The organism is Streptomyces sp. NPDC002838 (genome assembly GCF_040295365.1).
GTDB lineage: Bacteria > Actinomycetota > Actinomycetes > Streptomycetales > Streptomycetaceae > Streptomyces.
Genome location: NZ_JBEOVF010000034.1, coordinates 51,072 through 63,969 on the forward strand (window position 1 = coordinate 51,072; position 12,898 = coordinate 63,969).

General features: G+C 71.2%; 12 protein-coding genes and 3 pseudogenes. 7 read left to right on the plus strand and 8 right to left on the minus strand.

Annotated elements, in window-relative coordinates; all coding sequences use genetic code 11:
- Window positions 1–66: 66 nt before the first annotated feature.
- Window positions 67–1,029: a cyclase family protein gene (locus ABT063_RS34285; protein WP_351063879.1), complete on the minus strand. Its 963-nt coding sequence runs from the start codon at window positions 1,027–1,029 to the stop codon at window positions 67–69.
- Window positions 1,026–2,009 (minus strand): fumarylacetoacetate hydrolase family protein, encoded by a 984-nt coding sequence (locus tag ABT063_RS34290; protein WP_351063881.1) that lies wholly within the window; start codon window positions 2,007–2,009, stop codon window positions 1,026–1,028. Before ABT063_RS34290 ends, ABT063_RS34285 begins: the two co-directional genes overlap by 4 nt.
- 121 nt (window positions 2,010–2,130) lie before the next feature.
- Here ABT063_RS34290 and ABT063_RS34295 point away from each other — a divergent pair, with 121 nt between their 5' ends.
- The gene (locus ABT063_RS34295) at window positions 2,131–3,204 is read left to right on the plus strand and encodes a LysR family transcriptional regulator (RefSeq protein WP_351063883.1); all 1,074 of its coding nucleotides are present in this window, start codon (window positions 2,131–2,133) and stop codon (window positions 3,202–3,204) included.
- 56 nt (window positions 3,205–3,260) lie between these two features.
- On the opposite strand, the gene ABT063_RS34300 is transcribed toward ABT063_RS34295, so the two are convergent.
- Window positions 3,261–4,529 carry an MFS transporter gene (locus tag ABT063_RS34300; protein ID WP_351063885.1) on the minus strand — a complete coding sequence of 423 codons (1,269 nt, stop codon included), beginning with the start codon at window positions 4,527–4,529 and terminating at the stop codon, window positions 3,261–3,263.
- A 347-nt stretch (window positions 4,530–4,876) separates the two neighbouring features.
- Entirely contained in the window at window positions 4,877–5,230 is a 354-nt protein-coding gene (locus ABT063_RS34305; protein ID WP_351063887.1) for a DUF6069 family protein, read from the minus strand.
- Between the two features lie 55 nt (window positions 5,231–5,285).
- Between ABT063_RS34305 and ABT063_RS34310 the strand changes: the two are divergent.
- From ABT063_RS34310 to ABT063_RS34325, 4 genes and pseudogenes are all read left to right on the plus strand, one after another.
- Window positions 5,286–5,372, plus strand: a pseudogene (locus ABT063_RS34310) (transposase); the annotation flags it as partial.
- 41 nt (window positions 5,373–5,413) lie between these two features.
- The gene (locus ABT063_RS34315; RefSeq protein WP_351063964.1) at window positions 5,414–5,575 is read left to right on the plus strand and encodes a hypothetical protein; all 162 of its coding nucleotides are present in this window, start codon (window positions 5,414–5,416) and stop codon (window positions 5,573–5,575) included.
- The gene (locus tag ABT063_RS34320; protein ID WP_351063889.1) at window positions 5,563–6,366 is read left to right on the plus strand and encodes an IS3 family transposase; all 804 of its coding nucleotides are present in this window, start codon (window positions 5,563–5,565) and stop codon (window positions 6,364–6,366) included. The genes ABT063_RS34315 and ABT063_RS34320 overlap by 13 nt, the downstream gene beginning before the upstream one ends.
- Window positions 6,367–7,020: 654 nt before the next feature.
- Window positions 7,021–7,302, plus strand: a pseudogene (locus ABT063_RS34325) (CHAT domain-containing protein); the annotation flags it as partial.
- Between the two features lie 318 nt (window positions 7,303–7,620).
- Here the strand turns inward: ABT063_RS34325 and ABT063_RS34330 are convergent.
- Window positions 7,621–8,397, minus strand: a complete 777-nt coding sequence (locus tag ABT063_RS34330) for a class I SAM-dependent methyltransferase (protein ID WP_351063891.1) — start codon at window positions 8,395–8,397, stop codon at window positions 7,621–7,623.
- A gap of 130 nt (window positions 8,398–8,527) precedes the next feature.
- Here ABT063_RS34330 and ABT063_RS34335 point away from each other — a divergent pair.
- Window positions 8,528–8,689, plus strand: a pseudogene (locus tag ABT063_RS34335) (DUF5999 family protein); the annotation flags it as partial.
- Here ABT063_RS34335 and ABT063_RS34340 read toward each other — a convergent pair.
- Genes ABT063_RS34340 through ABT063_RS34350 form a run of 3 tightly spaced genes read right to left on the minus strand, consistent with a single transcriptional unit; the run spans window position 8,690 to window position 11,143 of the window.
- Window positions 8,690–9,328, minus strand: coding sequence for an alpha/beta fold hydrolase (locus ABT063_RS34340; protein ID WP_351063893.1), 639 nt, complete (start codon window positions 9,326–9,328; stop codon window positions 8,690–8,692).
- Window positions 9,329–9,386: 58 nt separating this feature from the next.
- On the minus strand, window positions 9,387–9,785 hold the full coding sequence (locus ABT063_RS34345) for a RidA family protein (protein WP_351063895.1): 399 nt from the start codon (window positions 9,783–9,785) through the stop codon (window positions 9,387–9,389).
- On the minus strand, window positions 9,782–11,143 hold the full coding sequence (locus tag ABT063_RS34350) for an acyl-CoA dehydrogenase family protein (RefSeq protein ID WP_351063897.1): 1,362 nt from the start codon (window positions 11,141–11,143) through the stop codon (window positions 9,782–9,784). The genes ABT063_RS34345 and ABT063_RS34350 overlap by 4 nt, the downstream gene beginning before the upstream one ends.
- A gap of 160 nt (window positions 11,144–11,303) precedes the next feature.
- Here ABT063_RS34350 and ABT063_RS34355 point away from each other — a divergent pair, with 160 nt between their 5' ends.
- The gene (locus tag ABT063_RS34355; RefSeq protein WP_502990937.1) at window positions 11,304–12,896 is read left to right on the plus strand and encodes an AMP-binding protein; all 1,593 of its coding nucleotides are present in this window, start codon (window positions 11,304–11,306) and stop codon (window positions 12,894–12,896) included.
- The last annotated feature ends 2 nt before the right edge of the window (window positions 12,897–12,898 follow it).

Sequence of the window (12,898 nt, forward strand, 5' to 3'; positions counted from 1 at the left end):
GGACGGGGTGCCGGGCCGGATGCGCCGCTGATGTCCGGGGAAGGGCGTATCCGGCGGCTGAACGGGTTACTTGACGGCGATGGGGTTGACCGGGGAGCCGACGGCTCCGGTGATGGGCAGCGGCGCGGCGGTGAGCCAGAACTCGTACACGCCGTCGTCGGCGCAGTCCGCGGCGAGCGCGTCGAGGTCCCACATCTCGCCGATCAGCAGCCCCATGTTGGGGATGACGACCTGGTGCAGGGGCTGGAAGGCATTGTCGAACTCGTTGGGCCGCACCTCGAAGCCCCAGGTGTCGGTGGCGATCGCGGCGATCTCGGTACCGTGCAGCCACCCGGCGGTGGTGAACGACAGCCCGGGCGCGGGCCCGCCCGCGTAGTCGCCCCAGCCGTCCCGCCGGGCGCGCGCGAGCCGTCCGGTGCGGACGAGGACGATGTCGCCGCGGCCGACGGTCACGCCATGTGCCTCGGCGGCCTGCTCGAGGTGCTCCTCGGTGATGGGGAACCCGTCGGGCAGCTCGCCGTCCCTACCGACGACCAGTCCCACGTCGAGCAGCACGCCGCGCCCCGCGACGTACGGCGCCATGTGTTCGATGCCGGTGACGAGGTCACCGTCGGAGGTGACGACCTTCTCCGAGTCCCGTCCGTTCCACGCCTTGCCGTGGTCGAAGATGTGCCCGAGCCCGTCCCACTGGGTGGAGCACTGCAACGGCATCGCGATCACGTCGTCCGCGCCGCCGAGGCCGTGCGGGAAGCCCTGGTTGCCGAGGGCGGCGTCGGTGCCGGTGTCGAGCATGGTGTGCACCGGATTGGTGCGCCGGCGCCAGCCCTTCTGCGGGCCGTTCATGTCGAAGGACTGCGAGAGCGAGAAACTGACGCCGCGGCGGACCAGGGCTGCTGCCTCGCGGCGCTTGGCCTCGTCGAGGAAGTTCAGGGTGCCGAGCACGTCGTCCTCGCCCCAGCGCCCCCAGTTGGAGTACGCCTTGGCCGCCTCGGCGATCGCGCCCTCCGGGTCGTGGCGGTCCAGGCTCATGCCGGCCCCTCCGCCACACATCGGGTGCGCTGCACGCCCAGACCGGTGACGGAACCCTCCATCACGTCACCGTCGCGCAGCAGCCGTCCCCAGTGGATGCCGTTGCCGGCCGGGCTGCCGGTCAACACCAGGTCGCCGGGGAGGAGTTGAGACGCCTGGGAGATGTACGACACCAGCCGTGCCACGCCGAAGAGCATGTCCTTGGTGGACTCGTCCTGCATCGTCTCGCCGTTCAGCGCGAGGGTGACCCGCAGGTCGCCGGGGTCCGCGATCGACTCGGCCGGGACGAGCCACGGGCCGAGCGGGGTGAAACCGGGGGCGTTCTTGCAGCGCAGCCAGTCGGTGCCGATGGCCTGCATGTCCCGGCGGAAGACGGTGGCGCGGTCGGTGAGGTCGTTGGCGATCGTGTACCCGGCGACGTACTCCAGGGCCTCCTCTACGGACACCCGGTGGGCCGGCTTGGCGATGACGGCCGCCAACTCCAGCTCCCAGTCCGGCTTTTCGGCCCATGCGGGCAGCGTGACGTCGTCGTACGGCCCCGTGATCGCGCTGGGCAGGCCGATGAACACGTACGGCAGGTCCTCGGCAGCCCGGCGGTCCATGACCGCGGCGATCTCCGCGCGTGCCTCCTCGACGGTGCGCGGATCGTCGGAGGAGCGGTGGGCGACCTCCAAGTCGATCACGTGCTGCCGGTAGTTGGCGCCGGACTGGAAGATCTGCCGCGGCTCAACGGGGGCGTGCACCCGCAGGCCCTCCAGCGGCCGCCAGCCGAGGGTGTCGTCGTCCGCCAGGGCGTACAGGAGGGGGAGGGTCTCCTGCCACCGCTCCACCACGGCACGCACACCGGACGGTGCCCAGGCCAGGGCTCTGCGCAGATCGAGTACCCGGTCCTTGGCCAAGAGGCCGGGAAACGGCTCCCCGTCCTGAGCGGAGAACGTGCCGAGCGCGAACGGGCCGGCAGGTTGCGCGAGCGTTGCCATCAGATTTCCTCCTGCTGGGTTGCGGTCTACTCTGGCTGCGATCAGCCAATCACGGAAATCAATCCTGTGGATGTGCCGAATCCATGGCATGGATGACTCTCGCTTGCTAGGTGGTTGCCCGGTGAACCTGTCCCGACTGGACCTCAATCTGGTCCTCGCCCTGCGCGCGCTGCTGGAGGAGCGCAACGTCACCCGGGCCGGCGAGCGCATCGGCCTCAGTCAGCCCGCCATGAGCGCGGCGCTGTCCCGGCTGCGCCGCCATTTCGACGACGAATTGCTCGCCCGGACCGGCAACTCCTACGAGCTGACCCCGCTCGGCACCGCCCTGCGCGATCGCAGCGCCACCGCGTGCGACCTGCTGGAGCGGGTCTTCGCCAGCCAGGCCGACTTCGATCCGGCCGCGGAGACCCGCGAGTTCACCCTGCTCGCCTCCGACTACGGGGCGGCCGTGTTCGGTGCCGCACTCGCCCGCTCCCTGCACGAGGAGGCGCCCGGCATCCGGCTCACCTTCCAGCACCCGGCACCGTCCGTCGTGGAGAACACCGCCACCGTGCTGGGCACCGTCGACGGACTGCTGATGCCGCACGGCGTCATCGACGGCTTCCCCGCCGTCGACCTCCACCAGGACCGCTGGCTGTGCCTGGTCGCCGACAACCACCCCGAGATCGGGGACGAACTCACCCTGGACCAGCTGGGGCGTCTGCCCTGGGCCGTCTACCAACGCCCATACGACGCCCCGGCCGCCCGCCAGCTCAGCATGATAGGGATCAGCCCCCGGGTGGAAGTGTCCGTGCAGACCTTCCAGCTGCTGCCCCACATGGTCGAGGGCACCCGCCGGGTCGCGATGATCCAGGAACGCCTGGCGCGCAAGGCGGTCCGCTCTGCCGCGGTGCGCGTCCTGCCCTGCCCCTTCGAGGCGGTACCGGTGCGGGAGGCGATGTGGTGGCACCCGTTGCACGCCCAGGACGCGGCCCATATCTGGCTGCGGCAGAAGGCCGCGGAGGTGGGCGCGACGCTGACGGGCAACGGCCACGGCAGCGGCAGCGGCAGCGGCAGCGGCAGCGGCAGCGGCAACGGCAGCGGCAACGGCAGCGGCAGCGGCAGCGGCAGCGGCAGCGGCAACAGCCACGGCAATGGCCCGGGAAAGGCCGTCTCCGCCGAACAGAGCGCCGGGCTGCCGCAGGTCCGGCTCTGATCCGGTTTGGCGGCAGCCCGTGAACGACGCGCCCTTGGCGGTCGACCTGTGCGCCCTCAGGCCAACTGCTCCGGCAACGGCTGGGGATCGGCAGCCCCCGCGCGGCGGCGAGCCGCCCACAGCCCCGCCGCGACGATGGTGGCGGCCAGCCCCAGCACGCCCACCGCACCCGCGAGACTGCCGACCACCGACTCCCCGGCGAGCAGCACCAGCGGGCAGACGAACTCTCCGCCGAAGAAGGCCGCCATCCACAGCCCCGTGCCGCGGCCGCGGTCCTCGAACGCCAGGCGGGACATGGCACTGGTGAGAAGGGCGGGCAGCAGCATGCCGGTGCCCACGCAGTTGACCACCGCCCCGATGACCAGCAGCGGTGCGCTCTCCGCGAGGAACATCACCCCGAAGCCGACCGCGCAGACCGCGAGAACGGCGGGCAGCATCGGGTCGGGAGAACGCTTCAGCCGGGCGAAGGTGACCGCTCCGCCCACGGTGGCGGCACTGGCGATCGCGGTGGCCAGACCGATCACGCCGGAGCTCTCCACCCCGAGGTCGTCGAGCAGGTACGACATCTCCACCGGGACGGTGTAGAAGACCATCGCCCCGAAGAAGGTGAGGGCACAGATACCCGCCAACGGCCGCCAGGGGAACGGGCGGTGGGCCTCCGCCTCGGCCGGGGCCTCGTCGCCGGCCATGCGGGCCGCCACGTCGGGCAGGGCGCTGGCCATCAGTGGGGCGAGGGCCAGGCTCACGGCGTAGACCCAGAAGGGCACGCGCCAGCCCGCCGATCCGGCGGCGCCGCCGAGCACGAAGAAGACGGTGGCCGAGGCGGAGGCGCACATGGTCTGCAGGGCGAGGTACTTCACCCGCTGGTGACCGGAGTAGTAGTCGCCGATGAGGGTGGTGCAGCAAATCATGATCGCGGCCTCGGTGACACCGACCAGGGCGCGGCTGGCGATGATGCCGCCCAGCGAGTCCAGCCAGAGCGGGGCCGTGCCGAACACGGCGTACAGGACGGTCGCCACGATCAGCAGGCGCTTGCGGCCCAGCCGGTCCACGATCACCCCGGCGAACGGGGCCAGCAGCGCCAGCGCCAGCGCCGGAATGGTCAGCGCGAGGGGCACCAGCGCCTTGGCGCCCGGGACCGACGCGAAGTGGTCCTGCATCTTCGGCAGCACCGGGGCGATCAGCACCGCCCCCAGGATCGGCAGGCAGCTGCCCGCCATCAGCAGGGTCACCCGCATCCGATGGGCCGGGCCCGACACGGCGACGGGTGACGGAGTGGTGGCATCGACCGCTGCGGGAGGCGGCGGGGGCACGGAACCGGGCATGACGACTCCAGGGGACGGTGTAAGGGAGTGGGCATGCCTCACGGGCGCCGACAGCGCACGGCATGCTGGGGAAACTCGCACGCCGGCGACATCCGGACAGCGGCGTGCGGGTAGCGACGACTATGCGGGCGCCAAGGCGCCGGTGCCATCCTCTGCGCAATCCGAATCCCGTATCCGGGGTATCCACGCTGTGGATGGGATGGGCAACCCTCACGCAAACGGAAGACGTGCACGGCCGTCCCTGCGCGCGACACGGCGGAGTCCCGGAACCCTGTCGTCCCAGAAGCCGGGACACCGCCCGCAGCGCCCGAGCCCGCAGCCGACACGGTCTCGCCCGACAGGGGACGTCAGCGGACAGGCAGCGGCAGGACGCGCCGGTAGGCGACGCCGGCGACGGCCGCGACCACCACGTGCATCACCATCAGCGCAGCGACGGCCAGCGGGCCACTGCCGGGCGTGCCGCCACCGAGCAGGGACAGGTCGGGCACGAACGACACGACCACGAGCACGGGCACCAGCCACCGCAGCAACCCCGCCGGGTTCTTGGCGACGCGACGGACCACCGCCCAGCCGATTGCGCCGAGGACAACGCCGAACACGGTCAGCGGCGCATACGCGGAGAGGTGCAGCGGATCGAAGTCGTCCGACGCCCCCGCCGCACGGGCGAGCAACGCGACCACCGCGTTTCCGAGGACGGCCACGACTGACCTTCCCCTCGTCGCGTAGAGACCGTGACTGCAGGGGAAGTTGGGAGTCATGGCGGGCAAGAGACGGAAGTTCGACGCGGAGTTCCGTGCGGGGGCTGTGCGGATCGTGACCGAGACCGGTAAGCCGCTCACGCAGGTGGCGAAGGACATCGGGATCAACGAGACCACGCTGGCCAGTTGGGTGTCCCGGGCCCGCAGGTGGGCGGGGCCGAGACGGCTGGTGAGAGCGAGGAGCTCGCGCGGCTGCGGCGGGAGAACGCGCAGCTGAAGAAGGACAACAAGGAGCTGGCCATGGAGCGTGATGTGCTCAAACGCTGCATGGTCTTGTGGGTGAAGTAGCTGCGGCGGACCCGGCCGCAGTGGTCGGGGCGATCAGCGACTGCAAGACCGAGGAGAACATTCCGCATCGCATCGCCTGCCGGGCACTCGGGGTGTCGGAGGCGTGGTTCTACAAGTGGCGCCGCCGCCCGGCCGAGCCGACGAAGCGCGAGGCCAGAAGGGCTGCCCTGGCTGAGCGGATCCGCTGCTTCTTCGACCGCTCCGGCAAGACGTACGGCTCGCCGAGAAGCTCGCTGGATCTGTGGGAGGAGGGCTGGCAGGTGTCGCAGAACACCGTCGCCGAGATCATGGCCGAGCTCGGCCTGCAGGGCCGCAAGCCGTCTCGCCGACGCCGCTCGCTGACCCGCCCCGGCAAGCGGAAAGCTGCCCCTGACCTGGTGCGACGCAAGTTCGACGCCATCGCGCCCGACGTGCTGTGGTGGGGCGACATGACGGAGATCGACACCGGCGAGAGAAAGCTCTACCTCGCATCCGTCCACGACGTCTTCTCCCGCCGCTCTCTGGGCTACGCGATGGGCGAGCGGCACGATGCCGCGCTGGTCAGCGCCGCCCTGCAGATGGCGATCGCGACCAGAGACGGCCAGGTCGACGGCGTCATCTTTCACACGGACCGCGGCAGCGAATACGCCTCTGAGGCGTTCCAGCAGCTGTGCGGCCGCTGGGGCGTGGTGCAATCGATGGGGCGCGTCGGGTCGGCCCTGGACAACGCCGCCGCGGAGTCGTTCCACTCCGTCCTTCAGCCTGCCGGGTTACCGGACAAGGCGTGCCCTGCTACGGCTCGCTTTCGCTGACGTGCTGCGCGTGCAGTTCTCAATGTCGCAGCGTCAGTCACAGCTCAACGCGGCCAGTTCCCATGCCGAGCGCGCGGTGAAAGGCCTGCCCAGGGCGGCTGTCTGGCGAAAGACGGCGCTCATCACGCTGGCGCGGTGCCGGCTCGACAGCTTCCGGCTGACCGGCAGCCTGCCCGATCTCGATCGCGCGGTCGAGGCGTTCCAGGAAGTCCTCTCCGGCGAGAACTCCGAGGAGCAACTCCCTTACCGGCACACGGCACTCGTGCAGCTGGCCGAATGCCTCGTGCTGAGGTACAGGACGACCGGGGAGAGAGCAGCACTCGACCAGGCCGTCACCAGCCTCGTGAGGTTCGGGACAGAGCTCTCCTCTCTCAGCGTCCCCCAACGTCTGGCCTACGCCACCACATACGCCTCCGCGCTGCTGCCGCGAAAAGGCCGGGACCGGGCGGCGGACCTCGACCGGGCGCTCACCGTGCTGGAATCCGCCCTGCAAAGCGCGGAAGCCGATGAGCGGTACGGCGTCGCCATACAGGCGCCCGCGCTCCTGGCAAGGGCCGTGTCCCGAGACTGCACCTCGGTACCGAAGGGCTCACCTGGCGACATCTGCCGCGCGATCTCGTCACCGACGGGGCGCTGGCCTAACTCTCGGCCTGCGAGACGGCCGGCGACGACCGGGGGTTGGAGAGCGGAGGGTGGACGCTGGCGGCGTACTTCCAGTCGGCCGGCTTCCGCCATGTGATCGCGGCACTGGGCCAGGTGGAGGATGCCGTCGCCTCGCACATCGCGGTCTCCGTGTACGAGGCGATGGTGGACGCCGACGGACGGCTGCGTCCGGAGCACGCTGCCCGTGCCCTGCACAGGGCCCTGCAGGAGGCGCGGTCCACTTCCCGCCGCAGCGCGCTGGCCTTCGCCAGTCTGGTGCACCTGGGTCCTTGAAAGGAATCCACCTCAGGTGAGCCCCGGTTTGCGTCAGGCAGCTCGATCCGCCTCGAGCGTCGTGCAACGGTCCGGGAATTGTCCGCGTGTTGTCACGCTTCCCGCCGCCCCGTTCCGATGAGTTCGCGCCGGGAGCATGGTCTAGCCATTCCCACCAGCCCTCGTGCCCCGCAACCGACGGGACCTCGCTCTCAACGACAACGGCCCAGACACCGGGCGCAGTTACGCCCACGACCAAGTTTGCCTTCTGCCTTCGAGTCATCCGCCCGTCGATCTCGGGCTTTCGCGCGTGTCGAAGGTCAAGCTGTACGCCGCGATCTACTCGCCAGCGCGCGCCACGATCAGCGGCTGGAAGAAGCCTGTCTCCTGCGGCATCCGCCACCCTGGGTCCACAAACCCCGCGTCGGCAGCGAGGCCGGTCAGCCGGTCCCGGCCGAGCGCCCAGTAGGTCGTCCGGCGGACCTGGACCCGCCATTCTCCCGCTGCCGGAAGGAGTTGGAAATGCTCCAAGTCGTAGTGCTCGCCGTCGTCGTGCCAGTGCCAGAGCTGGAAGGTGACGGTCCGTTCTTCGCCGTCGGTACAGTCGGCGAGCCGGTGGACTTGCGGAGGGGCCGAAGCTGGGCGATCGCGCAGCAGGTCGTCGTAGGGGCGTGTGCTGACCAGTAACAGGCCGGCCGGACGCAGCACACGGCGCATCTCGGCCAGGGCGACGTGCACATCTTCTTCCGTCAGAAGGTGGGGCAGCGAGTTGTCGGCGCAGACGACGGCGTCGAACCGGCCGTCGGGAAACGGCAGGCGTCGCATGTCGGCGGAGGCCGTGCGCAGCGTCAGGCTCCGCCGGGCGGCCTCACGGGCAGCGCGGGCGGCAGCGCGAGGGCTGAGGTCAGTCCCGGTGACTCGGTGCCCGCGCAGCGCCAGGCCGATGGCCTGCGTGCCGATGCCGCAGGAACAGTCGAGCACCGCCGCACGGTCCTGGCCGATCAGAGCGTCCAGGGCGTCCCCCTGCCGACGGATGCTCGCGTCCCAGTCTGCGTAGATCAGGTGGTAATCGTCGGCCAGTTCGTCGTAGAAGCGTGCCACCGATGTCTCGGGCATGGCCCGAGGCTACCGTGCCTCATTCCGGTAGGGCACCGGAGGCGCTGGTCACCCCCGTGATCGGCGTGAAGGCCCTCACTAACGACGTTGCCGACATTCCTCGTGAACCGTGCGAGCACACTGATCGCCAACCGCTGCTGAAGCTCATCGACAAACGGCTGCTGCTGAACGCGAACGAAGCCAGCTGTGCGACGGCGCGATCGTCTTCGAAGACACCGGCGAGCCGCTGCCCGACGGCCGGGTCGTCGCACCGCACCGGGTGCCCGTCGAGCGGCTGGCGATCGCCGCCTGATCAGGTCTGTGCGATGAACTCCCGCAGTACGGAGGCGAGTCGCTCCGGCTGGTCCTCGGCGATCAGCGTCCACGCGTCCTCGATCTCCACCAGCCGCCCCTGCGGGAGGAGTTCGGCCAGGCGGCCACCATGGGCTCGGGGCATCATCAGGTCCTCGGTGGCCCATACGACGAGCGCGGGCTTGTCGAGTTCTCTCAATCCCTCGGCTGCTTCGAACAGTTCGCTTCGGCGGATGCGCGTGTTGTAGTGCCGGAAGTCCCGCCGGATCGCCGGGTCCGTGCGCAGCGGGCGCAGCCAGCCGTCGACGATCTCGTCCGGCACGGGGTGTTCGGTGAGGGAGCCGATACCGACGGGCAGCCGCCGGAGCGGCTTCATGCCCAGGGTGCGCACCAGGAGGGGCACCCCGCCGGGCACCTCGCAGGCCAGGCCGATCATCTTGCCCGGCAGGCCCGGCGGGTAGTTGTCGAGGGCCTCGCAGGAGATCTGTACGAGACGCGCCAGCCGTTCGGGGTGCCGGGCCGCCACCGTCTGGGCGCGGCCGCAGTCGCTCTCGACCAGCGTGACGTCCCGGAGGTCGAGGCGGTCCAGGAACTCCACGATCAGGTCGATGACGACGTCCGGTGTGGGTGGCCGGGTCATCGGCCTGCGGTGCGCGCCGTACGGCAGCGTCGGGCCGGATGCTATGCCGTACGGCCGGCTACGGCAGTACGGCGAAGCCGTCGAGTTCCACCATGGCCTGTTCGTCCCACAGGCGTACGACCTCCACGACCGCCATCGCCGGGTAGTCGCGGCCCGCCAACGCGCGCCAGATTCGGCCGAGTTCGGGGGCGTGGGTGCGGTACGCGGCGATGTCCGTGGCGTAGACGGTGACGCGGGCGAGGTCGGCGGGGGTGCCGCCGGAGGTCTGGAGGGCGGTGAGGAGGTTGGTGAGGGCGCGCTCGAACTGTTCGGGGAGGGTGTCGCCGACGATCTTGCCGTCGGTGTCGAGAGCGGTCTGGCCTGCCAGGAAAGCGATGCGGGAGCCTGTGGCGACTACGGCGTGCGAGAAGCCGGTGGGCGGGGACAGGTCGGGCGGGTTGATGCGCTCGGCGGTCACGGGGCCTCCTGGCGGGCGTACAACTCCTTGGCGATGATGCCGCGTTGGACCTCGCTCGCGCCCTCGTAGACGCGCGGGGCGCGCACCTCGCGGTAGAGGTGTTCGAGGAGGTGGCCGCGGCGCAGGGCGCGGGCGCCGTGCAGTTGGACGGCCGCGTCGACGACGTACTGCGCGGTCTCGGTGGCGAGCAGCTTCGCCATCGCGGCGCGCTGCGGGACGTCGGGGGCGCTCTCGTCGTACGCCGTCGCCGCCGCGTAGACCATGAGGCGCGCGGCCTCCGTGCGCAGGGCCATCTCGGCGACCGTATGGGCAACCGTCTGAAGGCCCTTCAACTTGCCGCCGAAGGCGTCTCGTTGGGCGGTGTGGGCGATGGTCGCGTCGAGGGCGGCCCGGGCCATGCCGACGGCGAAGGCTCCGACGCTGGGGCGGAAGAGGTTGAGGGTGCCCATGGCGACCCGGAAGCCGCGGTCCGGCTCGCCGAGTACGTCGTCGGCGGTCACCGGGACGGCGTCGAAGTCGAGGGCGCCGATGGGGTGCGGCGAGAGCATGTCGAGCCCGGTGCCGGTGAGGCCGGGCCGGTCGGCGGGCACGAGGAACGCGGTCACGCCCCGGGCGCCGGCGCCGGGGGTGGTGCGGGCGAAGACGGTGTAGAAGTCGGCCTCGGGGGCGTTGGAGATCCAGCACTTCTCACCGCTGAGCCGCCAGCGGGACGGGCCGTCGGACTCGGCGTCGAGGGCGTCGGCGGGTCGCGGAGCGTCGGACTCGGCGTCGAGGGCGTCGGCGGGTCGCGGAGCGTCGGACTCGGCAGCCGGTGGGACGGGGGTGCGCCTGTTGCCCGGCTCGGCAACCGGCGGGACGACACCGCCCGTGTCACCCGGCCCGCCGATCCGTGGGACAGCAGCCAATCCGTCGCCGGGCTCGGCAACCGGCGAGTCCCCCGGCCGGGACGGCTCCGGATCCGCCCGCAGCGTCAGAGCCGCCGCGTCCGACCCGGCGCCCGGCTCGCTCAGGGCGAAGGCGGCCACCGCCGTGCCCTCGGCCACGCGGGGCAGCCAGCGGTCCCGTTGTGCCGGGGTGCCGTGGGCGTGTACCGGGTGGGCGCCCAGGCCCTGGAGGGCGAGGGCGGTCTCGGCCTCGGTGCAGGCGTACGCGAGGGACTCGCGCATCAGGCACAGGTCGACCGCTCCGGAGGTGAACAGGCGTCCGAGCAGGCCGAGTTGGCCGAGTTCCGCGACGAGCGGGCGGTTGACGTGGCCCGGTTCGCCCTTGTCGGCGAGGGGGCGCAGTCGCTGTGCGGCCTGGGTGCGCAGCTCGGCGCACCAGGCGGTCTGTGCCGGATCGAGCGAGAATGCGGGCATTGCCGGTCCTCCCTCCGCGGAGCCGCGGTGGCCCTTCGTCCGACGGTATCGCGCACCGTTGACTGTCGTCACCAACACGATACGCTCGTTGTGCGAGCCCACCACCGAGCCCACCACGACGCCCACAAGGCGGACCACCTAGGCAAGGGGGCGAACCGCCATGAACGTCTCGGCGCACGTCGACACCTTCGCGCGCGACCACCTCCCGCCTCCCGACCAGTGGCCCGAACTCCGCTTCGACCTGCCGGAGCTGCGCTACCCCGAACGGCTGAACTGCGCCGCCGAGCTGCTCCACGGCCCGCCCGACGACCGCCCGGTCTTCCACACCCCCTCCGGCGACACATGGACGTACGGCACACTCCGCGCCCGCGTGGACCGGCTCGCGCATCTCCTCAGCCGTGACCTCGGCGTCGTCCCCGGCAATCGCGTCCTGCTGCGCGGCCCCACCACCCCGTGGCTGGCCGCCTGCTGGCTGGCCGTGCTGAAGGCGGGCGCGGTCGCCGTCACCGTGCTGGCCCAGCAGCGCCCGCACGAGTTGCGGACGATGTGCGAGATGGCCGAGGTGCGGCACGCGCTGTGCGACATCCGCTCCGTCGACGACCTCGCCAAGGCCGAGATTCCGGGGCTGAGGATCACGGCGTACGGCGGTGACGCCCCCGACGACCTGCTGAACCGGACGGCGCCCGACACCCCGTACCGGACCGTGGACACCGCCGCCGACGACGTGGCGCTGATCGCCTTCACCTCCGGCACCACCGGCCGCCCCAAGGGCTGTATGCACTTCCACCGGGATGTGCTGGCGATCGCCGACACCTTCTCGAAGCATGTGCTCGCCCCCCATGTGGACGATGTCTTCGCCGGCAGTCCCCCGCTGGGCTTCACCTTCGGACTCGGCGGGCTGGTCGTCTTCCCGATGCGCGTCGGCGCCAGTGCCCTGTTCCTCGAACAGGCCGGTCCCAAGCAGCTGTTGCCCGCGATCGCCGAGCACCGGGTCTCGGTGCTGTTCACCGCGCCGACCGCGTACCGCGCGATGCTCGCCGAGATCGACGGGTACGACATCTCCTGCCTGCGCCGCTGCGTCTCCGCCGGCGAGAACCTGCCCGCCGCCACCTGGCAGGCCTGGCACGAGCGCACGGGCCTGCGCCTCATCAACGGCATCGGCGCCACCGAGCTGCTGCACATCTTCATCTCCGCGGCCGACGAGCACATCAGGCCCGGGACGACCGGTGTCGCCGTACCGGGGTGGCACGCGCGTGTGCAGGACGCCGACGGCGCGCCGGTCCCCGACGGGGAGCCCGGGCTGCTGGCCGTGCGCGGGCCGGTCGGCTGCCGGTACCTCGCCGACCCGCGGCAGCGCGAGTACGTGCGCGAGGGCTGGAACATCACCGGCGACACCTACGTCCGCGAGCCCGACGGCTACTTCCGCTATGTGGCCCGCGCGGACGACATGATCATCTCGGCCGGGTACAACATCGCCGGGCCGGAGGTCGAGGAGGCGCTGCTGCGCCACCCGGACGTGCTGGAGGCGGCGGTGGTGGGCCGGTCCGACGCGGCACGCGGGCAGATCGTGGTGGCCTACGCCGTCGTCAGGGAGGGCGTGGCGCGGGACGCCGAGGCGCTGCGCACCTTCGTCAGGTCCGAACTGGCGCCCTACAAATGCCCGCGCGAGATCGTGTTCCTGGACGCGCTGCCGCGCACCGCGACCGGCAAGCTCCAGCGCTTCAGACTGCGCAGCGAAGGTGACCAGCAGTGATG

Bases quoted from the DNA above. Each gene is read 5' to 3' on its own strand.
- ABT063_RS34290 (WP_351063881.1), bottom strand. From the start codon at position 2,009: ATGGCAACGCTCGCGCAACCTGCCGGCCCGTTCGCGCTCGGCACGTTC.
- ABT063_RS34300 (WP_351063885.1), bottom strand. From the start codon at position 4,529: ATGCCCGGTTCCGTGCCCCCGCCGCCTCCCGCAGCGGTCGATGCCACC.
- ABT063_RS34340 (WP_351063893.1), bottom strand. From the start codon at position 9,328: ATGACCCGGCCACCCACACCGGACGTCGTCATCGACCTGATCGTGGAG.
- ABT063_RS34285 (WP_351063879.1), bottom strand. From the start codon at position 1,029: ATGAGCCTGGACCGCCACGACCCGGAGGGCGCGATCGCCGAGGCGGCC.
- ABT063_RS34355 (WP_502990937.1), top strand. From the start codon at position 11,304: ATGAACGTCTCGGCGCACGTCGACACCTTCGCGCGCGACCACCTCCCG.
- ABT063_RS34330 (WP_351063891.1), bottom strand. From the start codon at position 8,397: ATGCCCGAGACATCGGTGGCACGCTTCTACGACGAACTGGCCGACGAT.
- ABT063_RS34350 (WP_351063897.1), bottom strand. From the start codon at position 11,143: ATGCCCGCATTCTCGCTCGATCCGGCACAGACCGCCTGGTGCGCCGAG.